The 21,372-nt window shown below is 63.5% G+C and carries 20 protein-coding genes; 14 read left to right on the forward strand and 6 right to left on the reverse strand.

What is annotated here, in order from left to right; genetic code table 11:
* Positions 1-3: 3 nt before the first annotated feature.
* Genes NUH87_RS13990 through mrcB form a run of 3 tightly spaced genes read right to left on the reverse strand, consistent with a single transcriptional unit; the run spans position 4 to position 3,492 of the window.
* Complete coding sequence (locus NUH87_RS13990; RefSeq protein ID WP_338526441.1) at positions 4-333, reverse strand: YqcC family protein; 330 nt, start codon at positions 331-333, stop codon at positions 4-6.
* Positions 333-1,145 carry a tetratricopeptide repeat protein gene (locus NUH87_RS13995; protein WP_338526442.1) on the reverse strand — a complete coding sequence of 271 codons (813 nt, stop codon included), beginning with the start codon at positions 1,143-1,145 and terminating at the stop codon, positions 333-335. Before NUH87_RS13995 ends, NUH87_RS13990 begins: the two co-directional genes overlap by 1 nt.
* A gap of 16 nt (positions 1,146-1,161) precedes the next feature.
* Positions 1,162-3,492: a penicillin-binding protein 1B gene (mrcB, locus tag NUH87_RS14000; protein ID WP_338526444.1), complete on the reverse strand. Its 2,331-nt coding sequence runs from the start codon at positions 3,490-3,492 to the stop codon at positions 1,162-1,164.
* Between the two features lie 116 nt (positions 3,493-3,608).
* On the opposite strand from mrcB, the gene NUH87_RS14005 reads away from it, so the two are divergent.
* From NUH87_RS14005 to NUH87_RS14020, 4 genes are all read left to right on the forward strand, one after another.
* Positions 3,609-5,162 carry an AAA family ATPase gene (locus NUH87_RS14005; RefSeq protein WP_338526446.1) on the forward strand — a complete coding sequence of 518 codons (1,554 nt, stop codon included), beginning with the start codon at positions 3,609-3,611 and terminating at the stop codon, positions 5,160-5,162.
* Positions 5,163-5,252: 90 nt separating this feature from the next.
* Positions 5,253-5,594, forward strand: a complete 342-nt coding sequence (locus tag NUH87_RS14010) for a pentapeptide repeat-containing protein (RefSeq protein WP_040064163.1) — start codon at positions 5,253-5,255, stop codon at positions 5,592-5,594.
* Positions 5,595-5,824: 230 nt separating this feature from the next.
* Positions 5,825-6,097, forward strand: coding sequence for a TfoX/Sxy family protein (locus tag NUH87_RS14015; protein ID WP_100939569.1), 273 nt, complete (start codon positions 5,825-5,827; stop codon positions 6,095-6,097).
* A 15-nt stretch (positions 6,098-6,112) separates the two neighbouring features.
* Complete coding sequence (locus NUH87_RS14020) at positions 6,113-6,913, forward strand: cyclic nucleotide-binding domain-containing protein (protein ID WP_338526450.1); 801 nt, start codon at positions 6,113-6,115, stop codon at positions 6,911-6,913.
* Between the two features lie 242 nt (positions 6,914-7,155).
* Here the strand turns inward: NUH87_RS14020 and deoC are convergent, their stop codons facing one another.
* The gene (gene deoC, locus NUH87_RS14025) at positions 7,156-7,929 is read right to left on the reverse strand and encodes a deoxyribose-phosphate aldolase (RefSeq protein ID WP_338526812.1); all 774 of its coding nucleotides are present in this window, start codon (positions 7,927-7,929) and stop codon (positions 7,156-7,158) included.
* Between the two features lie 207 nt (positions 7,930-8,136).
* Here deoC and NUH87_RS14030 point away from each other — a divergent pair, with 207 nt between their 5' ends.
* Positions 8,137-8,454: a Rieske (2Fe-2S) protein gene (locus tag NUH87_RS14030; RefSeq protein ID WP_338526452.1), complete on the forward strand. Its 318-nt coding sequence runs from the start codon at positions 8,137-8,139 to the stop codon at positions 8,452-8,454.
* 10 nt (positions 8,455-8,464) lie between these two features.
* Here the strand turns inward: NUH87_RS14030 and sfsA are convergent, their stop codons facing one another.
* Both sfsA and NUH87_RS14040 read right to left on the reverse strand, forming a co-directional pair.
* Complete coding sequence (gene sfsA / locus NUH87_RS14035) at positions 8,465-9,172, reverse strand: DNA/RNA nuclease SfsA (protein ID WP_338526453.1); 708 nt, start codon at positions 9,170-9,172, stop codon at positions 8,465-8,467.
* Positions 9,172-10,344 (reverse strand): pyridoxal phosphate-dependent aminotransferase, encoded by a 1,173-nt coding sequence (locus NUH87_RS14040; RefSeq protein WP_338526454.1) that lies wholly within the window; start codon positions 10,342-10,344, stop codon positions 9,172-9,174. Before NUH87_RS14040 ends, sfsA begins: the two co-directional genes overlap by 1 nt.
* Positions 10,345-10,690: 346 nt before the next feature.
* Between NUH87_RS14040 and dksA the strand changes: the two genes are divergently transcribed.
* The 9 genes from dksA to panC all read left to right on the forward strand — a co-directional run bounded on the left by dksA (position 10,691) and on the right by panC (position 21,357).
* Positions 10,691-11,137 carry an RNA polymerase-binding protein DksA gene (gene dksA, locus NUH87_RS14045; protein WP_040064153.1) on the forward strand — a complete coding sequence of 149 codons (447 nt, stop codon included), beginning with the start codon at positions 10,691-10,693 and terminating at the stop codon, positions 11,135-11,137.
* A 102-nt stretch (positions 11,138-11,239) separates the two neighbouring features.
* Positions 11,240-12,130, forward strand: a complete 891-nt coding sequence (gene gluQRS, locus NUH87_RS14050; protein WP_338526456.1) for a tRNA glutamyl-Q(34) synthetase GluQRS — start codon at positions 11,240-11,242, stop codon at positions 12,128-12,130.
* Between the two features lie 77 nt (positions 12,131-12,207).
* Entirely contained in the window at positions 12,208-12,384 is a 177-nt protein-coding gene (locus tag NUH87_RS14055; protein WP_003176118.1) for a hypothetical protein, read from the forward strand.
* Complete coding sequence (locus NUH87_RS14060) at positions 12,368-15,322, forward strand: sensor histidine kinase (protein ID WP_338526457.1); 2,955 nt, start codon at positions 12,368-12,370, stop codon at positions 15,320-15,322. The genes NUH87_RS14055 and NUH87_RS14060 overlap by 17 nt, the downstream gene beginning before the upstream one ends.
* Before the next feature lie 22 nt (positions 15,323-15,344).
* Positions 15,345-16,775, forward strand: a complete 1,431-nt coding sequence (locus NUH87_RS14065; RefSeq protein ID WP_040064146.1) for a sigma-54-dependent transcriptional regulator — start codon at positions 15,345-15,347, stop codon at positions 16,773-16,775.
* A gap of 771 nt (positions 16,776-17,546) precedes the next feature.
* Complete coding sequence (locus NUH87_RS14070) at positions 17,547-18,929, forward strand: polynucleotide adenylyltransferase PcnB (RefSeq protein ID WP_338526459.1); 1,383 nt, start codon at positions 17,547-17,549, stop codon at positions 18,927-18,929.
* Positions 18,930-18,933: 4 nt separating this feature from the next.
* The gene (folK, locus tag NUH87_RS14075; protein ID WP_040064143.1) at positions 18,934-19,416 is read left to right on the forward strand and encodes a 2-amino-4-hydroxy-6-hydroxymethyldihydropteridine diphosphokinase; all 483 of its coding nucleotides are present in this window, start codon (positions 18,934-18,936) and stop codon (positions 19,414-19,416) included.
* Positions 19,417-19,699: 283 nt separating this feature from the next.
* Positions 19,700-20,500 carry a 3-methyl-2-oxobutanoate hydroxymethyltransferase gene (gene panB / locus NUH87_RS14080; protein ID WP_338526461.1) on the forward strand — a complete coding sequence of 267 codons (801 nt, stop codon included), beginning with the start codon at positions 19,700-19,702 and terminating at the stop codon, positions 20,498-20,500.
* Positions 20,497-21,357: a pantoate--beta-alanine ligase gene (gene panC, locus NUH87_RS14085; protein ID WP_338526462.1), complete on the forward strand. Its 861-nt coding sequence runs from the start codon at positions 20,497-20,499 to the stop codon at positions 21,355-21,357. The genes panB and panC overlap by 4 nt, the downstream gene beginning before the upstream one ends.
* The last annotated feature ends 15 nt before the right edge of the window (positions 21,358-21,372 follow it).

Raw genomic sequence — 21,372 nt, forward strand, 5'->3', positions numbered from 1 at the left:
CTATCAGCGCGTCTCTGCAATCAACCGGTCAAACTGCGCCAGCAACCGCTGCAGTCCCCGCCCCTGCCCCGGCCGCTGGGCATAGACCATTTCCGCCATGGCCAGAATCCCGGAGGCATTGGGCAGCGGCAGATCCCGCTCGAGGATGACCTTCATCCTCGGCAGGAAAATCCATTGCAGCCACTGTTCGAATTCCAGCGTATCAACGCTGAACGGCTCGACACTGGCCAGGGCCTCGGCACTGGGCGACACCTCATCCCAACAACCCTGGACGCGCAACTCCCGCTCGATCAGCAGCAGTTGCTCGGCAATCAACGGAAAACGCGCATCCATCAGTAACCGCCCTGGGCCTTCTGCCGGGCCTGCGCAGCACCCGCGGCGTCACCCTGCTTGTCCCGCGCCTGGGCGATGATGCCCCAGAGGTTGGCCTGCAAGTCCGGACGTCCGTTGGCGAAGCTCAGGCCACGCCGGGCCAGTTGCTCGGCCTGCGGCGCATCGCCCTGGGCCATGCGCACCTGGGCCAGTCGATAGAGCACTTGCGGCTCACGCGGTGCCACGCGCTGGGCACGCTCGAGACTGGACGAGGCACCATTGAGGTCGCCGCTGGATTGCTGCTGCTGGGCCGTGGTCAACAGCGCCAGCACCGGTCCGTCCAGTTGCTCGTCAGCGGACAGGCCGCCGCTGTTGTTGTTGGACGGAATACCGCTCGGCGCCACAGGGCTCGGCGTATTGTAGGTGCCCTGATTGGCGCCCGGGTTGTAGGCACCCTGATTGTAAGTGCTCTGATTGTAAGCGCCCTGGTTATAGGCACCAGAGTCGATCGGCGCAGTCTGGATCGGCGCGTTGTTCGCCGGGCCCGGGGTAATCGGCCCCGGTGTGAACGGTTCGGTGCTGATCGGTGCCGACGTTGCCGCGCCACCGCCCGGAACCATCACCACCACGCCGGAATCCTGGGGAACCGCCTGGGTCTGGCTTGGCACCTGCCCTTTGACAATGGTCTTGCGGAAACCGCCCGTGGACGAGATCCGTTCGTTATTGGAGACCGCCGTCCCCGAATCGACCACCGGGATCGAACCCCGCGGCACGCTGGAACAACCGCCCAGCACGGTCAGCGCTGCAAAAGCTGGAATCCACCACTTGTTCACGTCAAATCCTCTTCGCTCAATTCAACCAGCCCTTGACCCAATCCATTACTTCCGTGGCCGGCGTAGGCGCAGCGCCACCGCATGCCGCACCGGGCACCGGTTCACTGCCGCGAATATACGGCATCTGCACCGCCCCCGGGCAATTGCCATCGGAGCCTTGCCCGGTGCGCGGATCGACCCAGGCCTGGACCACGTTATCCGGCTGCGGCATATCCAATGGCAGCGGATCGGCCTTGCGCATGAAGCTGGTCCAGACCTGCAAGGCACCGGTGGCGCCGGTGAACGGCGTCTTGCCGTTGTCGTCGCGACCGAGCCAGACCACCGCCAGCAGGTCCTGGCCGAAACCGGCGAACCAGCTGTCACGCGAGTCGTTACTGGTACCGGTCTTGCCGGCCAGGGTCAGGGTCTTGGGCAGTACATTGTAAACCCCGCTCCCCGTACCCTCACGCATCACCCGCTGCATCGCCGCCTGGATCAGGTAGATCGACCCCGGATCGAAGCGCTGCTGGACCTGGAACGGATAACGCTTGAGCGGCTGGCCCTCGGCCGTCAGGACGCTGCGAATACCACGCATCGGCGTATTGAATCCGCCATTGGCCAAGGTCTGGTACATGGTCGCGATTTCCATCGGCGTCATGCTCGCGGCCCCCAGCAACATCGAAGGGAAGGCCGGGAACTCGCGGGTGATCCCCAGGCGCCCGAGGGTCTTGAGGACATTCGGCACGCCGACTTCCAGGCCCAGTCGGGCGGTCGACAGGTTGTAGGAGTGCGCCAGGCCCTGATAGAGGAAAATCGTGCCGTGGGAACGCCGGTCGTAGTTCTGCGGTTTCCAGATCTGGCCGTCGGCCCCCTTCACCGAGAAGGATTCGTCCGATAGCCAACTGGTCAGCGTGTATTGGCTGGGTTTCTCCAGCGCCGTCAGATAGACCGCCGGCTTGATCAGCGAGCCCACCGGGCGCACCGCATCCAGCGCCCGGTTGAAACCGGCGAAGCTGGCCTGGCGACTGCCGATCATGGCCTGGACCTCACCGGTTTCCGGGTTGGTCACTACCATCGCCGCCTCGACATCGTCACCACCCTTGCGACCAGCCAGACGCTTGAAGGTGTCGTCAACCGACGCCTCGGCCTTCATCTGCAGGATCGGGTCGAAGCTGGTGAAGATGCGCAAGCCTTCCTCGGTCAAGTCTTCGTCGCGGTAGTCTTCACGCAGTTGCCGCTTGACCAGGTCGAGGAAACCGGGGAACGAGCTGTCCGCCAGGCTGCCGCGGGTGGTCACCCCCAACGGCATTTTCTTCGCCGCCGCCACTTGCTCGGCGGTCGCCACGCCCTGCTGTTCCAGCAGGTCGAGCACCAGGTTACGCCGTTCCAGCGCCCGCTCCGGGGAGCGCCGCGGGTTGTAGTAGGACGGGCCCTTGACCATGCCCACCAGCAAGGCCACCTGATGCAACTTCAGCTCCGCCAGCGGCTGGCTGAAGAAGAACTGGCTGGCCAGGCCGAAGCCGTGCACCGCGCGCTGGCCGTCCTGGCCGATAAAGACCTCGTTGAGGTAGGCCTCGAGAATCTCTTTCTTGTCGTAATGCAGCTCCAGCAACAAGGCCATCATGGCCTCGGTGAGCTTGCGGCTCAGGCTGCGTTCGTTGGTCAGGAAGAAATTCTTGACCAACTGCTGGGTCAGGGTACTGCCGCCCTGGCGCATCTGGCCGGCCGAGGTATTGACCCAGAGGGCCCGGGCAATCGACTTGGGCGAGACGCCGAAGTGATGATAGAAATCCCGGTCCTCGACCGCGACCAGGGTGTCGAGCAAGTATGGCGGCACCTGGTCGATCTTGATCAGGATCCGATCTTCGAGGTTCTTCGGGTACAGGCCGCCAATCAGCAGCGGTTCGAGGCGCACCACCGACAGCTTCGCACCATTGAGCGAGGACAGCTCGGCCACATAGTCGCCGGAGAAGCGCACGCGCACCGGCTGGGCCGACTCCATGCCTTCATAGAACTGGAAGCCACGGGTGTTCAGGTCCACGGTATTGCCGTTGACCTGCGCCGACCCCGGACCGTTGGTCACGGCTTCGCGGCGATAACCGAGGGCATTGAGTTCGGTGAGAAAATCTTCCTTGCTCAGCTTCTGACCGGTGAACAACTCCAGCGGCCGGGCATAGACCTTGGCCGGAATGGTCCAGCGCTTGCCGGAGAACTTCTCCTGCACCACCGCATCGAGGTAGACGGCAAAACCGGCGAGCACGACGAGGCCGACCAAGCTGAGCTTGATCACCCAGCCAAGCCAGGGACGCAGGCGACCAGCGGAAGGTTTGGATTTGGGACGGGAACGGGGGGATCGGGTACGAGTCATGGCGGCGGATTATACGCACTTTATTGATGATCAACATGCACGTCCGGCGGTTTGCACCAACGCCTTCAACAGCCATAATGACCGACTTGAATTTACCGCCTTCTGAAGGATCGCCAGTGAGCCAGTCCCTGATTACCGCCCTGCAAAACCCGGCCCTCTACCCCCATCCGGTGGACGGGTTCCAGGTTATCGAAACCCATATTTCCTGGGTCCTGCTCACCGGTTCCTATGCCTACAAGATCAAGAAGCCGGTCAATTTCGGTTTCCTCGACTTCACCGAGCTGTCCGCGCGCGCGCACTTCTGCGCTGAAGAACTGCGCCTGAACCAGCGCCTGACCGACGATCTGTACCTGGAAGTCCTGCCGATCACCGGCAGCGCCGAGGCCCCCGTACTCGGCGGCACCGGCCCGGCCATCGAATACGCGCTGAAAATGCGCCAGTTCCCGCAGAGCCAGTTGCTGAGCACCCTGCAGGCCAACGGCGAACTGACCACCGCGCACATCGATGCCATGGCCCAACAGATTGCGGCTTTCCACCAGAACGCCCCCGAAGTGCCGAAGGCGCACTACCAGGGCACCCCGGAAGCGGTCATGGACCCGGTCCGCCAGAACTTCGAACAGATCCGCCCGTTCCTCAGCGAAAAGGCCGACCTGCAGCAACTCGACGCCCTGCAAGCCTGGGCCGAGACCAGCTTCGAGCGCCTCAAGCCGCTGCTGGCCCAGCGCAAGGCCGAGGGTTTCATCCGTGAATGCCACGGTGACATCCACCTGGGCAACGCCACCGTCATCGACGGTAAGGTGGTGATCTTCGACTGCATCGAGTTCAACGAACCCTTCCGCTTCACCGACGTCTACGCCGATACCGGCTTCCTGGCGATGGACCTGGAAGACCGCGGCCTCAAGAGCCTGGCCCGACGTTTCATCAGCCAGTACCTGGAACTGACCGGCGACTACCAGGGCCTGGCCCTGCTGAACTTCTACAAGGCCTACCGCGCCCTGGTGCGCGCCAAGGTCGCGCTGTTCAGCATGTCGGCCGAGGACCCGGTACAACGCGCCAGCAGCATGCGCCAGTACCGCAACTACGCCAACCTGGCGGAAAGCTACAGCACCATTCCTTCGCGCTTCCTGGCGATCACCAGCGGCGTCTCCGCCGTCGGCAAGAGCCATGTCGCCCTGCGCCTGGTGGAAGCACTGGGTGCGGTGCGACTGCGCTCGGACGTGGAGCGCAAGCGCCTGTTCGGCGACCAGCAGGTCGAGAACGGGGTTGGCGACGGCATCTATAGCCGCGACGCCAGCGTCAGCACCTATCAGCGCCTGCATGAAATCGCCGACAGCGTCCTGCGTGCCGGCTTCCCGGTGGTGATCGATGCCACCTACCTCAAGCGCGAACAACGCGATGCCGCCGCCAAGGTCGCCGAAGCCACGGGCGCGCCTTGCCTGATCCTCGACTGCAACGCCCCACAAGCCGTGATCGAAAACTGGTTGGCACAGCGTCAGGCCGATGCCGTCGACCCCTCCGACGCCACACTGGAAGTGATCGCCGCCCAACAGGCCAGCCGCGAAGCCCTCGGCGCCGATGAAATCCTGCGCACCAAGCGCGTCGAAACCCATGAAAGCGGGAGCCTCGACGCCCTGATCGAGCAGATTCGCCAGCGCCTGCCAGGCCTGTAGGAAAGTATTTCAGCCGTGGGGCCGCAAGTGCTTCACGGCTGAAACATAGTGGCATTATACTGGCGCCATAAATCCAACAGGAGACGCCCCATGAGCCATCCCAAGCTGCTCGATTCGCCCTTGTATGCCCTGCTGCACAAGGATGACATTGCAGGCTTCAACAAGGCACGTCCCAAGGACGGCCCGATCGATATGCGCGGCGGTGACTTCCGCGGCCTGGACCTGCGTGAACTGAACGCCGACGGGATCGACTTCACCGATGCCTATTTCCGCTCCGCCGACCTGCGCGGCGTGGACTTCCAGAAATCCATCCTGATCGGTGCCAGCGTGGCCCATGCACAGATTTCCGGTGCCTACTTCCCGGTGGAACTGAGCCCCGCCGAGATCCTCATGTCGATGCAGTTCGGTACCCGACTGCGTTACAGCGTCTAATCCTCGCGGCTCCCAAGGGGACTGCACTGTCTGTCCCTAGGCTCACTCACGCCCGGACAAAGTACCTGTCGTGCGCCCTTTCGCCTCTACGCGCCTCCCCCTGCCCCGTGGCTTAGAAGCATTTGCACCAACGCCGAGCAAAGAACCACGCTTTTCCTGCTGACCGCTACACTCTTTTCAGGCTTGCCTACTTTCGTCCACGCAGCATTCGGCCGTCGCAAGGAGGCTTGATGAACGATGAACTGCAACACCTGAAAAACCTTGGCAAGACTTCGGCGCAATGGCTGCACGCGGTGGGTATCCACAGCGCATCGGATTTGCGTCGACTGGGAGCGGTTGATGCCTACCGCGCGGTCAGGACCCGCGGATTTCGCGCATCGAAAGTACTGTTGTACGCCATCGAAGGGGCCTTGATGGACATTCACTGGAACGATATCCCTCAAGAACGCAAAGAAGCCTTGAATAAACAGTTGGACGCGATATCGTCGCGTCATAAAAACTGATTTCGCAGGTTTGGCATGTATTTACTCGGGGAGCAACCGGCCTACGCCGATGAATTGATCAATCGTCTGCAGGCGATCCCGGCACAACTGCTCAAAGGCTTGAGCCCCTGTGCACAACCCCTGGAGCTTGAAGAAACCGACAACCTGGGCGCCTTGCTGCAGGACGATCAACTTTTCCTGATCGACAGTGGCCTGCTGCATGCCCGGGTCGATGAGCGTGCGCTGTTCTATCTGCACGAAGGCGATCTGGTCGGGCTGCGCCAGGGCATCGATTGGCCGCGCTGCGTCCTGAGCAGTGACAACCCACTGCGCCTGATCCCCTATCGGCGCGCCGAGGTCTTCGCCCATATCTACGCCGATGAAGCCCGCGCCGAAGCGCTGTTGCGTTACCTGATCGGCCAGACGGCGCTGCTCTCAGATGCCGTCTCGCGCTTGAAACAGCCGGAGTTTCGCAGCAGCAACGGTTTCCAGCAGGTGGCGAGCGGCGAGGTGATGATCCGCCAGGGCGACGATGCCGATCATGTGTTCATCATCACCGACGGGCACGCCGAGGCCTTTGTCGACGGCCACAAGGTCGGCGATGTGCCCAAGGACGAGATTTTCGGCGCCATGGCGGTGTTCACCGGCGAGAAGCGCAGCGCCACCGTGATTGCCAGCCAGCCCTGCACCGTCATGCTGATCCCCAAGGACCAGTTCCTCAGCCTGACCCAGAGCAACCCGCGCATCGCTCACAGCCTGATCGAAAGCATGGCGCGGCGCATCGACCTGCTGAACAAGGAAGTGACGCGCTTGAATGCCGCCAACGCCGCTCGCTGAACCTCCCCCGCGCCGACCGTTCGCCCAGCGTCACAGCCTGGACGAGCGGTCGATAAAAAGACGTTGACTTACAAATGAGAATCACTATGATTATCACAACTGATCGCGAGATCGGTTGGATTTTCTGGAGGGCCCTGGTTCGGACTCTCCGATTATCTCCTCATCAGGCTAATCACGGTTATTGACCCGGCTTTTTGCCGGGTCTTTTTTTGCCCGCTCGAAACGCCGGCCATCAAGGCGCGTCACGCCTCCCCGCCCACCGGGCACTCCAGTTGCGCCAGCAGTTCATCCAGCAATCCCGAGGCCCCCAGCCGCACATGGTCGGCGTTGATCCAGGCCGTGCCGAAGCGCGAACGCGCCAGTTCGATATAGGTGCGCGCGTCGTCGAACGTGCGTATGCCGCCGGCCGCTTTCAACCCCACCAGCCCGCCACGCTCGGCGATGGCTTCGAGCATGATGCGCACGGCCTGCTCGGTGGCGTTGACCAGCACCTTGCCGGTACTGGTCTTGAGAAAATCGGCGCCGGCGGCAATCGCGTCCTGACTGGCCTGGCGGATCATCTGCGGATCGCGCAGTTCGCCGGTCTCCAGGATCACCTTGAGCCGGGCGCGTCCCGCGCAGGTATCACGGCAGGCGGCAACCATGCTCAAGCCGGTCTGCGCGTCGCCCATCAACAATGAACGGTAGGGATAGACCAGATCCACTTCATTCGCACCGGCATCGATCGCCTCCAGGGTTTCAGCGACAACCGAGGCGACATTGGCCCCACCGTGGGGGAAATTGACCACCGTGGCGACCCGGATCGCCTGCCCGCCCAGGCTATCGAGGGTCCGCCGCGCCAGGGCGACGAAACGGGGAAAAACGCAGACCGCCGCCACCGGGCCGAAAGGTGTCTGCGCCCGCCGGCATAGCGCGATAATGCGCTCGGCATCGTCATCACCGCTCAGCGAGGTCAAGTCGAGCAGGCCGATGGCCTGACGTGCCAGTTGCTGATCTGCTTCATTCATCTGCTTCATCATTCACCCCAACCCGGATCGTTGCATAAACGTGACGAGCGTCCGAGACGCCTCCTCGGCAGCCTTGGGCAGCCGGATGGCGCGAAATACGCTATGGGGGCCACAATAAAGGACTCGCCTTGGCCAACGCAGGTGCCAGCCCATGACAAGGACTTAGCCCACATCAGAACAAGAAATACCCTACGCCCACCATCCCCAAGGATCAGCATGAAATTTCTCTGCGACTCGAACACCCTGGTCGACAACGGCAGTCGTGGCTTTGTCGTGGAAGGTCAACCGCTGTTGGCCGTACGCCGTGAGGGCCGGGTCTACGTCTACCAGAATCGCTGCCCGCACCGGGGTATCGCCCTGGAGTGGCAACCCGACCAGTTTCTCGACCCCAGCGCCAGCCTGATCCAATGCGCGACCCACGGCGCCCTGTTCCTGATTGAAAGCGGCGAGTGCGTGGCCGGGCCTTGCGCCGGACAATCACTGCTGGCGATACCCTGCACGGAAGACGCCCGGGGCATCTGGCTGGCGTCCTGAACTGCTCTCTCTAGAGGAGCACCGGCAAACGGCGATCGACGCGGATCTCCTGCGGCGTCAGGCTCACCCCATAGGCCAGCACCTCGACCCCGGCCGCCACCGCTTCACGCAGGGCGGCGGCATAGCCCGGATCGATCTCCTCGGCCGGACGCACCGCCTCGATGCCGGTCAGGTTCACGCAATACAGCTGCACCGCCCGCACACCTTCGCGCGCCAGGACCGCCAACTCGCGCAGGTGCTTGGCACCGCGCTGGGTGACCGCATCCGGAAAGGCCGCAACCGCCGTGCCGTCGAAACCTAGGGTGACGCTTTTGACTTCGACAAACGCCGGACCTGTCGGGTAGTCGAGGTGAAAATCGATCCGACTGTTCTCCTGACCGTAGGCCACCTCGCGCTTCAGGCCGGTAAAGCCGTCCAGCTCGCGGATGACCCCAGCCCGCAGCGCCTCTTCGACCAAGGGATTGGCCCGTCCGGTATTCACGCAGGCCAGCCGCCCCTGCGGGGTCTCGCCGATTTCCCAGGTGCCGGGCAACTTGCGCTTGGGGTCGTTGGAACGACTGAACCAGACCTGCCCGCCCGGAACCATACAGTTGAGCATCGAGCCGGTATTGGGACAGTGAATCGTCAGCAACTCGCCGGAGGCGGTTTCGATGTCCGCCAGGAAACGTTTGTAGCGCTGGATCAGACGGCCTTCTTCGAGGTCAGGAGGAAAACGCATCAGCCTTGCCAGGTCCGCAGGCCCCGGGCAATCCGCGCCACCGCCTGTTCCAGTCGTTCCAGGCTCTGGGTGTAGGCAAACCGCACATGATGACTGGCCAGGTGGCGCCCGAAGTCCAGTCCCGGGGTAAAGGCCACGTGCTCGGTTTCAAGGAAATGACGACAGAACGCGAAGGCATCGCCGCCGAACGCGCTGATGTCGGCGTACAGGTAGAAGGCGCCCTGCGGCTCCACGGCGATCCCGAAACCCAATTCGCGCAACGCCGGCAACAGGAAGTCCCGACGCCGGGCGAACTCGGCCCGGCGCTCTTCGAGAATGCTCAGGGTATTGGGTTCGAAACAGGCCAACGCCGCATGCTGGGCCATGCTCGACGCACTGATGTAGAGGTTCTGCGCGAGTTTTTCCAGGTCTGCCACCGCCTCCGGAGGCGCCACCAGCCAGCCCAGCCGCCAGCCGGTCATGCCGAAATACTTGGAAAAGCTGTTGAGCACGAAGGCGCTGTCATCGACTTCCAGCACACTGGCCGCGTCGCAGCCGTAAGTCAGGCCGTGATAGATTTCGTCCACCACCAGGTGGCCATGGCGCTCCTTGACCGCCACCGACAGCGATGCCAGCTCGTCGCGGGTCAACAGGGTACCGGTAGGGTTGGCCGGCGATGCCACCAGGGCCCCGACACTGTCCTGGTCCCAATGACGCTCCACCAGGTCTGCCGTCAGCTGATAGCGCACCTCCGGCCCGACCGGCACCAGTTGCGCCGCACCCTCCACCAGCCGCAGGAAGTGCCGGTTGCACGGGTAGCCCGGATCGGCCAGCAGCCAGTGTTTGCCGGGGTCCACCAGCAGGGCGCTGGTCAACAGCAAGGCACCGGAACCGCCCGGCGTGATCAGGATGCGCTGCGGGTCGATCGCCAGCCCGTAGCGCTGCTGATAGAAACCCGAGATCGCCTCGCGCAGTTGCGGCAGCCCGCGCGCCGCCGTGTAACGAGTCTTGCCCGCCTCCAGGGCGGCCTGGCCGGCGCGGATGATCGGCTCGGCGGTGGTGAAGTCCGGCTCGCCGATCTCGAGGTGGATCACATCATGCCCGGCCGCCTGCAGCTCGTTGGCGCGCGCCAGCAGGGCCATCACATGAAACGGTTCGATTGCGCGACTGCGCGCGCTGTAGTGCTGAGCCATTGGCCTACCTTGATTCGACGGGGAAATGGGCGAACACCGATTCTACCCAACCTCGGGCAACCCGGAATATTTAACGCATCCTACGCTTCCCGGAAGATTGACTAAAATAAACAATTAACCATTATTTCACGAAGCTGACGTCTTCCATCCGGCATACATTGGCTCGCTCCTACCAACAGGGAGAGTTCAGTCACGCGTTCGACCCGACAAACCCAGCCTCGACAACCGGGAGTAGCGCACCCCGATTCGATCTGGTAAGTTCGCCCGCTTGCAGCCGCAGGGCCGGCAGGTGTCGGTGATGTTGAAATCCTGCGCAATGGATTAGAAGAGTAGAGGCGGTCCATTCATGCCCACCCAAGCAAAGCAGCAAAGCATTGAGCCAAAGATCGGCGGCTTCGAACCCTATGTTGAAAGCCAGGGCGAGGAGTACATGGGCGAGCCCATGCGCAAACACTTCACCAAGATCCTGCAGAAATGGAAGCAGGAGTTGATGCATGAAGTCGACCGCACCGTTGATCATATGAAGGACGAAGCGGCCAACTTCCCCGACCCGGCTGACCGAGCCAGTCAGGAAGAGGAATTCAGCCTCGAACTGCGTGCCCGCGACCGCGAGCGCAAGCTGATCAAGAAAATCGACAAGACCCTGCAGCTCATCGAAGACGAAGAGTACGGCTGGTGCGAGTCCTGTGGCGTCGAGATCGGCATCCGCCGACTGGAAGCCCGACCGACCGCCGACATGTGCGTCGACTGCAAGACCCTGGCGGAAATCAAGGAAAAACAGGTCGGCAAGTAATCCCCGCCGATGCCTGAGCAAACGGAGCGTGCGAACGCTCCGTTTTCGTTTGCGCCGCCGGCGCCGTCCACCGCCTACGGATTGTCCAGTAATCTGCGAACCATGACTGCCACTTCCGCCTATATCGGCCGCTTCGCCCCTACCCCCAGCGGCCACCTGCACTTCGGCTCGCTGGTCGCCGCACTGGCCTCGTACCTGGACGCACGCTCGGTCGGCGGGCGCTGGCTGCTGCGCATGGAAGACCTCGATCCGCCGCGCGAAGTCCCCGGCGCCCAGGCCTCGATCCTCGACACTCTGCAGCGTTACGGTTTCGAATGGGACGGCGAACTGGTCCGCCAGAGCGAACGCCACGAGGCCTATGCCCAGGTGCTCGAGCGCCTCTTCAGCCAAGGCCTGGCGTACGCCTGCACCTGCTCGCGCAAGGACCTGGAGGCCTACCACGGCATCTACCCGGGACTGTGCCGCAACCTCGGCCACGGCATCGACAATGCCGCCATCCGCCTGCGCGTACCGGAGTTGACCTACCGCTTCCAGGACCGGGTACAAGGCCCGTTCCAGCAGCACCTGGGCCGTGAAGCCGGCGATTTCGTGATCCGCCGCCGCGACGGGCTCTACGCCTACCAACTGGCGGTGGTGCTGGACGACGCCTGGCAAGGCGTGACCGATATCGTGCGGGGCGCCGACCTGCTGGACTCCACCCCGCGACAACTCTACCTGCAGGAGCTGCTCGGGCTGCCGCAGCCGCGTTACCTGCACGTCCCGCTGATCATCCAGCCCGACGGTCACAAGCTCGGCAAGTCCTACCGTTCGCCACCGCTGGCGGCCGACCAGGCCACGCCCCTGCTGATGCGCGCCCTGCGTACGCTGGGGCAACGCCCGCCGGCGGCACTGGAACAGGGCACGCCGCGGGAGGTCCTCGACTGGGGAATCAGCCATTGGGATGCCACACTGATTCCCAGGACAGCGACGCTGGCCGAAGCGCAATTGCACTGACGCCCCTTGCAGGTTGGCGCCCATCCGTTACCATCGCCGCACGTTTTCGGGCACGCACACAATAAAGAGAGGCCGGGATGTACATCTATCGCTTGGTCCTGCTGCTGGTGGTCGGGATCTACCTGTTCTCGCCAGCGATCATGGACTGGTGGATCGACGCCACAGGCGCCTGGTATCGCCCTTATCTGCTCTGGCTGATCCTGATCGTCGTGACCTTCATCCTGCAGAGCCAAAAAGATGCCGATGAGCTTTAGCCTGACCCAGATGCTGCTGATCAGCGCCGCGTACCTGCTGGCGCTGTTCGGCGTGGCCTGGATCAGTGAGCGGGGAGTGATCCCGCGCTCGATCATTCGCCACCCGCTGACCTACACCCTGTCCCTGGGCGTGTACGCCAGTGCCTGGGCCTTCTATGGCACGGTGGGCCTGGCCTACCAGTACGGCTACGGTTTCCTCTCCAGCTACCTGGGGGTGTCCGGGGCGTTCCTGCTGGCGCCGGTGCTGCTCTACCCGATCCTGAAAATCACCCGCACCTACCAGCTCTCGTCGCTGGCCGACCTGTTCGCCTTCCGTTTTCGCAGCACCTGGGCCGGCGCCCTGACCACGGTGTTCATGCTGATCGGCGTGCTGCCGCTGCTGGCCCTGCAGATCCAGGCGGTGGCCGACTCCATCGGCATCCTCACCCGCGAACCGGTGCAGCATCGGGTGGCCCTGAGCTTCTGCGCGCTGATCACCCTGTTCACCATCTTCTTCGGTTCGCGCCACATCGCCACCCGGGAAAAGCACGAAGGACTGGTGTTCGCCATCGCCTTCGAGTCGGTGATCAAGCTGATCGCCATCGGCGGGGTCGGCCTGTACGCCTTGTACGGGGTGTTCGACGGCCCGCAGCAGCTCGAGCTTTGGTTGCTGCAGAACCAGACCGCCCTGGCCGCGCTGCACACACCGTTGCAGGAAGGTCCGTGGCGCACCCTGCTGCTGGTGTTCTTCGCCTCGGCCATCGTGATGCCGCACATGTATCACATGACCTTCACCGAGAACCTCAACCCGCGCTCGCTGGTCAGCGCCAGCTGGGGCCTGCCGCTGTTCCTGCTGCTGATGAGCCTGGCGGTGCCGCTGATTCTCTGGGCCGGGCTCAAGCTCGGCGCCACCACCAACCCGGAATACTTCACCCTCGGCATCGGCATTGCCGCCAACAACGAGGCGCTGGCCCTGCTGGCCTACGTCGGCGGACTCTCGGCGGCGAGCGGGTTGATCATCGTCACCACCCTGGCGCTGTCCGGCATGGCCCTGAACCACCTGGTGCTGCCGCTCTACCAGCCCCCGGCCGAAGGCAATATCTATCGCTGGCTGAAATGGACGCGCCGCGCCCTGATCGTCGCCATCATCATGGCCGGCTACGGTTTCTACCTGCTGCTGGGCGCCGAGCAGGACCTCGCCCACCTCGGCATCGTCGCCTTTGTCGCGACCCTGCAATTCCTTCCCGGCGTGCTCTCGGTGCTCTACTGGCCGACCGCCAACCGGCGTGGCTTCATCGCCGGCCTGCTGGCGGGGATCACGGTCTGGCTGGTGACCATGCTGCTGCCGCTGGTCGGCAACCTGCAGGGTTTCTATATTCCGTTGTTGAACATGATCTACGTGCTCGACGACACCAGTTGGCATATGGCGGCCATTGCTTCCCTGGCGGCCAACGTGCTGATGTTTACCCTGATCTCGCTGTTCACCGCCGCCAGCCCCGAAGAGGCCAGCGCCGCCGAAGCCTGCGCGGTCGACAACGTGCGGCGCCCGCAACGCCGCGAACTGCACGCCGCCTCGCCACAGGAATTCGCCACCCAACTGGCCAAGCCCCTGGGTGCCAAGGCCGCGCAGAAAGAGGTCGAACAGGCCCTGCGCGATCTCTACCTGCCCTTCGACGAGCGCCGACCCTACGCCTTGCGCCGCCTGCGCGACCGCATCGAAGCCAACCTGTCCGGGTTGATGGGCCCCAGCGTGGCCCAGGACATGGTGGAAACCTTCCTGCCCTACAAGGCCGGCGGCGAAAGCTACGTCACCGAAGACATCCACTTCATCGAAAGCCGCCTGGAAGACTACCACTCGCGTCTCACCGGCCTGGCCGCCGAACTCGATGCCCTGCGTCGCTACCACCGCCAGACCCTGCAGGAATTGCCCATGGGCGTCTGCTCCCTGGCCAAGGACCAGGAAATCCTGATGTGGAACAAGGCCATGGAAGAGCTCACCGGCGTGACTGCACAGCGTGTGGTCGGTTCGCGCCTGGGCACCCTGGGCGAGCCCTGGAAGGATTTGCTGCAAGGCTTCATCAACCTGCCGGACGAACACCTGCACAAGCAGCACCTGGCCCTCGACGGCCAGACCCGCTGGCTGAACCTGCACAAGGCGGCCATCGACGAGCCGCTGGCACCGGGCAACAGCGGCCTGGTGCTGCTGGTCGAAGACCTGACCGAAACCCAGATGCTCGAAGACAAGCTGGTGCACTCCGAACGTTTGGCGAGCATCGGCCGGCTGGCGGCCGGCGTCGCCCACGAGATCGGCAACCCGATCACCGGCATCGCCTGCCTGGCGCAGAACCTGCGCGAAGAGCGCGAGGACGACGGTGAACTGACCGAAATCAGCGGGCAGATCCTCGAACAGACCAAGCGTGTGTCGCGCATCGTCCAGTCACTGATGAGCTTTGCCCACGCCGGCAGTCACCAGCACAACGACGAAGCCGTCTGCCTGGCCGAGGTCGCCCAGGATGCCATTGGTCTGCTGGCCTTGAATCGGCGCAACTTCGAAGTACAGTTCTTCAACCTGTGCGATCCCGAGCACTGGGTCGACGGCGATTCCCAGCGCCTGGCCCAGGTGCTGATCAACCTGCTTTCCAACGCCCGCGACGCCTCCCCTGCCGGCGCTGCGGTGCGGGTCAAGAGCGAAGCTTTCGAACACACGGTCGACCTGATCGTCGAAGACGAAGGCACTGGCATCCCGAAGAACATCATGGACCGTTTGTTCGAACCCTTCTTCACCACCAAGGATCCTGGCGAGGGCACTGGACTGGGCCTCGCTCTGGTCTATTCCATCGTTGAAGAGCATTATGGACAAATCACCATCGACAGCCCGGCTGACATCCAAAGCCAACGCGGCACCCGTATCCGGGTCACCCTGCCGCGTCATGTCGAAGCGACGTCCGCTGTGAACTGAGACCGTCGAGAGAACCGAATCAATGCCTCACATTCTGATCGTCGAAGACGAAACCATTATCCGCTCCGCCCTGCGTCGCCTGCTGGAACGTAATCAGTACCAGGTCAGCGAAGCCGGTTCGGTGCAGGAAGCCCAGGAACGTTTCAGTATCCCCTCGTTCGACCTGATCGTCAGCGACCTGCGTCTACCCGGCGCCCCCGGCACCGAACTGATCAAGCTCGGCCAAGGCACGCCGGTGCTGATCATGACCAGCTACGCCAGCCTGCGCTCGGCCGTGGACTCGATGAAAATGGGCGCGGTGGACTACATCGCCAAGCCGTTCGACCACGATGAGATGCTCCAGGCCGTGGCCCGCATCCTGCGCGATCGGCAGGGCGGACAAGGCGCCCCGGCCGAGAAAGTCGCCGGCAAGGGCAATGGCGCGGCGGAAAAAGCCGGTGCCGGCAACGGCGAAATCGGCATCATCGGCTCCTGTGCGCCGATGCAGGACCTCTACGGCAAGATCCGCAAAGTGGCGCCCACCGACTCCAACGTCCTGGTCCAGGGCGAGTCGGGCACCGGCAAGGAACTGGTAGCCCGCGCCCTGCACAACCTGTCCAAGCGAGCCAAGGCGCCGATGATCTCGGTCAACTGCGCGGCGATCCCGGAAAGCCTGATCGAGTCCGAACTGTTCGGCCACGAAAAAGGCGCCTTCACCGGTGCCAGCGCCGGTCGCGCCGGTCTGGTGGAAGCCGCCGACGGTGGCACCCTGTTCCTCGACGAAATCGGCGAACTGCCCCTCGAAGCCCAGGCGCGTCTGCTGCGGGTGCTGCAGGAAGGCGAGATCCGTCGGGTCGGCTCGGTGCAGTCGCAGAAAGTCGACGTGCGCCTGATCGCCGCGACCCACCGCGACCTCAAGAGCCTGGCCAAGATCGGCCAGTTCCGCGAAGACCTTTACTACCGCCTGCACGTCATCGCCCTGAAGCTGCCGGCGTTGCGCGAGCGTGGGGCCGACGTCAACGAGATCGCCAATGCCTTCCTCGCCCGCCAGAGCGCGCGGGTGGGCCGCAGCGACCTGCGATTCGCCCCCGACGCCGAACAGGCCATTCGCCATTACGCTTGGCCGGGTAATGTCCGCGAACTGGAGAACGCGGTCGAGCGCGCGGTGATCCTGTGCGAAAGCCCGGAAATCTCCGCCGACCTGCTGGGCATCGACATCGAGCTCGGCGACCTGGAAGAGGAAGAATTCATCAGCCTGGCGCCGCAACCGGTCAGCGCCAGCAACGCCAGCCATGAGCCGACCGAAGACCTGTCGCTGGAAGACTACTTCCAGCATTTCGTCCTCGAGCACCAGGACCACATGACCGAGACCGAGCTGGCTCGCAAGCTCGGCGTCAGCCGCAAGTGCCTGTGGGAACGGCGCCAGCGCCTGGGCATTCCACGGCGCAAGACCGGCGTGGCCAGCGAGAGCTGAGCCAGGCGCGCGCACGGGTAACACTCCGTGCGCTGAAAAAACTGTTACCCCAGGATTTTCACGTAACAAAAGCCGGGTCTATCGGTAACGAGGATCCGGCTTTTTTCTGCCCTGAAAAAACCATCCGCCCGGGAAAACCCAATGTTTACGGGGTTTCGCAAAAGTTGGCACGGCACCTGCTATAGCTTTGGTACAAGAACAATAACAAGCAATGCACCAGACAATAAAAACAAGACGTATCGACTCACGCACAATAAAAACAACACGGCGAGAGGCGTAGCTAACTGATTCTTTTGGAGAAGTACTGTAATTGGGGCTTGCCCCACGACCAGGCCGAGAACAACAAAAACTGCCCTCAAGGCAGCGCCTGAACTGGTTGGATCCCCCGGATCATCACACTACAGCGATCAAAGCAATCCGTTTGCTCTTGGCTCCCGGTTGGGAGCGCCCACAGGCTTGAAGCCTAGTGGCACAGGGCGATCAACAAAAACAAGAAGCCCGCAACCATAATAAAAATAGAGCACGCAACTACTTCTGGGGGAGCTTCGGCTCCCCTTGTAGTTTCCGCGATACAGCCCCCTGCAAGCCCCCACCCTGACGCCGGATCGATCGATTCGCGGGCCTCCAACGCCTGTGGATAGCGGTCTGCCCCGGTCTCTGCCCGATACTGCGGCGGCTTCCTACACCATCCCTCGACTAAATGCTAGAATCCTCGCCCATCGTGCGGTCATTCTTCGTGGTGGCCGAATATTCCTTCAAACAGTGCCTCCCATGCTGAAGAAGCTGTTCCAGTCATTCCGTTCTCCCTCGCGTCGAACGCAACATAAACGCAGCACCCCTGAAGTGCTCAACAGCAGCCAACACTCGCTGCAAAAGGCCCAGTTCAGCCGGTATGCGGTGAATATCGTCGAGCGCCTGCAGAACGCCGGCTACCAGGCCTACCTGGTCGGCGGCTGCGTGCGCGACCTGCTGCTCAACATCACCCCCAAGGATTTCGACGTCGCCACCAGCGCCACGCCCGAGCAGATCCGCGCCGAATTCCGCAACGCCCGGATCATCGGTCGTCGCTTCAAGCTGGTGCACATCCACTTCGGTCGGGAAATCATCGAAGTCGCGACCTTTCGCGCCAACCACCCGCAAGACGAAGACGAGGACAGCAACCAGTCCTCGCGCAACGAAAGCGGGCGGATCCTGCGCGACAACGTCTACGGCACCCTCGAAGACGATGCGCAACGCCGCGATTTCACCATCAACGCCCTGTATTACGATCCGGTCAGCGAGCGCATCCTCGACTACGCCAATGGCGTGCACGATATCCGCAACCGCCTGATCCGCCTGATCGGCGACCCGACCCAGCGCTACCAGGAAGACCCGGTTCGCATGCTGCGGGCCGTGCGTTTCGCCGCCAAGCTGGATTTCGGTATCGAGAAGCACACCGTCACGCCGATTCGCAACCTGGCGCCGATGCTGCGCGAGATCCCGTCGGCCCGCCTGTTCGAAGAAGTGCTCAAGCTGTTCCTCTCGGGCTATGCCGCCGACACCTTCGAAATGCTGGTGGACCTCAAGCTGTTCGAACCGTTGTTCCCGGCCAGCTTCGAGGCCCTGGAGCACAACCCGACCTACACCCACACGCTGATCAGCGAAGCCTTGATCAACACCGACCTGCGCATCCAGCAGAACAAGCCGGTGACCCCGGCGTTCCTGTTCGCCGCGCTGCTCTGGCCGGCCCTGCCCGCCCGCGTCCTGCGCTTGCAGGCCCGTGGCATGCCGCCGATTCCGGCGATGCAGGAAGCCGCCCACGAATTGATCAGCGAACAGTGCCAGCGCATTGCGATTCCGAAGCGCTTCACCCTGCCGATCCGCGAGATCTGGGACATGCAGGAACGCCTGCCACGGCGCAGCGGCAAGCGTGCCGACGTGCTGCTGGACAACCCGCGCTTCCGCGCCGGCTACGACTTCCTGCTGCTGCGCGAAACCGCCGGCGAGGAGACCGATGGCCTGGGTGACTGGTGGACCGATTACCAGGATGCCAACGACGCCGGTCGTCGCGACATGATCCGCGACCTGGGCAGCAAGGAAGAAGGCACCGGTCCGCGCAAACGCCGTCGCAGCAGTGCCGGCAAGCGCAAGCGTGCCGCCGGTACGGACGAGTAAGTCGATGGAACACGTGTATATCGGACTGGGCAGCAACCTGGCGGACCCGGCGGAGCAGTTGCGCAACGCCGTCCAGGCCCTGGGGCAACTACCCGACAGCGTGCTGGTGGGAGTTTCCGCGTTCTACCAGAGCGATTCGTTGCTGCCCGGCCAGCCGCGCTACACCAACGCCGTCGTCGCCCTCGACAGCGACCTGGCGCCCCTGGCGCTGCTGGATGCGCTGCAGGCCATCGAAATCGACCAGGGCCGCGAGCGCCACGAGCGCTGGGGGCCACGCACCCTCGACCTGGATATCCTGTTGTTCGGCGACCGCCTGATCGACGAGCCGCGCCTGAAGGTCCCGCACTACCATATGCAGGCCCGGCCGTTCGTGCTGTATCCGCTGGCGGAACTGGCACCGGTCGATCTGCAACTGGCCGATGGCCGCACCCTCAAGGCACTGCTGGCGGACTGCCCGTTCGTCGGCCTGGAACGTCTTCCCCACTAGACGCGTCGACCGGCCGCTCCCAAAGTGACCGATAGGTACTGCCACCTTGCTGAATCGCATCAGTTACGCCGGTAACACTCACGGCGTAACATGGCGGTAACACACACGATTGACTTCCCCAGTTCTCCTCACGACTATAGGCGTCCCGTTGCCGCCCCTGCGGCGTTTGAAGGGCGCAATCCAGGCTTTGCAAGCACGACATCAGAACGTGCGCCTGTATACACGACGAATCACGCGCGTTACTCGCAGTCATTTGCACGGCGCCTGAATGAGGACTTTTTTCATGCCAGACATTACCCTGACCACCCTGCAAGGCCTCAAGCAAAAGGGTGAAAAAATCACCATGCTGACCTGCTACGACGCGACCTTCGCCCATGCCTGCTGCACCGCCGGTGTCGAAGTGCTGCTGATCGGCGATTCGTTGGGCATGGTTACCCAAGGGCATGACAGCACACTGCCGGTCACAGTGGCCGACATGTGCTACCACACCGCCAGCGTCAAGCGCGGCAACCAGGGGGCCTTCATTATTGCCGACCTGCCGTTCATGGCCTACGCCACCGTCGAGCAGACCCTGCACAACAGCGGCCTGCTGATGCAGGCCGGCGCGCACATGGTCAAGGTCGAAGGGGCCGCCTGGCTGGCCGACTCCATCCGCCTGCTGGCCGAACGCGGCGTACCGGTGTGCGTGCACATGGGCCTGACCCCGCAGTCGGTGAACCTCTTCGGCGGCTACAAGGTCCAGGGCCGCGGCGAAGCCCAGGCCCGGCAGATGCGTGCCGACGCCATCGCCCTGGAGCAGGCCGGCGCGGCGATGATCCTCCTCGAATGCGTACCGAGCGAACTGGCCGCGGAAATCACCCAGGCGGTGAAGGTCCCGGTGATCGGCATCGGCGCCGGCAGCGCCACCGATGGCCAGGTCCTGGTCCTGCACGACATGCTCGGCCTGTCCATCAGCGGTCGCGTGCCCAAGTTCGTGAAGAACTTCATGGCCGGCCAGGACAGCCTCCACGGGGCGCTCAGCGCCTACGTCAGCGAGGTCAAGGCCGCCACTTTCCCCGGCATCGAACACGGATTCAGCGCATGAACACAGTCAAGACCGTTCGCGAACTGCGCGCCGCCGTGGCCCGCGCCCGCAGCGAGGGCAAACGCATCGGTTTCGTGCCGACCATGGGCAACCTGCACAGCGGCCACGCGGCCCTGGTGACCAAGGCCGCCCAGCGCGCGGACTTCGTGGTGGCGAGCATTTTCGTCAACCCGCTGCAATTCGGCGCCAACGAAGACCTGGACAAATACCCGCGCACCCTCGCCGCCGACCAGGAAAAGCTGCTCGAGGCCGGTTGCCACCTGCTGTTCGCCCCCAGCGTCGAGGAAATGTACCCCGGCGGCATGAGCGGACAGACCCGCGTCAGTGTCCCGCAACTGTCCGAAGGCCTGTGCGGTGCCAGCCGTCCCGGGCATTTCGAAGGGGTGGCGACGGTGGTCAGCAAACTGTTCAACATGGTCCAACCGGACCTGGCGGTGTTCGGCCAGAAGGATTTCCAGCAACTGGCGGTGATCCGGCAGTTGGTGCATGACCTGAACATGCCGATCCAGATCATCGGCGAGCCGACCGTACGCGCCAACGACGGCCTGGCGCTGTCTTCGCGCAACGGTTTCCTCAGCGAAGAACAGCGGGCCAAGGCGCCGACGCTGTACCGCAGCCTGAAACAGATCGCCGACGCCATCGAACAGGGCGAGCGCGACTATCCCAAGCTGTTGGCCGAGCAGAGCCGCCAGATCGAAAGCGCCGGCTTCCGGGGCGACTACCTGGAAATCCGCCACGCCCTGACCCTGCGCCCGGCCACGCCGGAGGACCGTGACCTGGTGATCCTGGTCGCCGCGTTCCTCGGCACCACGCGCCTGATCGACAACCTGCACCTGAACCTCGACAGCCCGGCCTGATCGCCCGATTGCCCG

The organism is Pseudomonas batumici, from assembly GCF_036585405.1.
GTDB classification, from domain to species: domain Bacteria; phylum Pseudomonadota; class Gammaproteobacteria; order Pseudomonadales; family Pseudomonadaceae; genus Aquipseudomonas; species Aquipseudomonas batumici.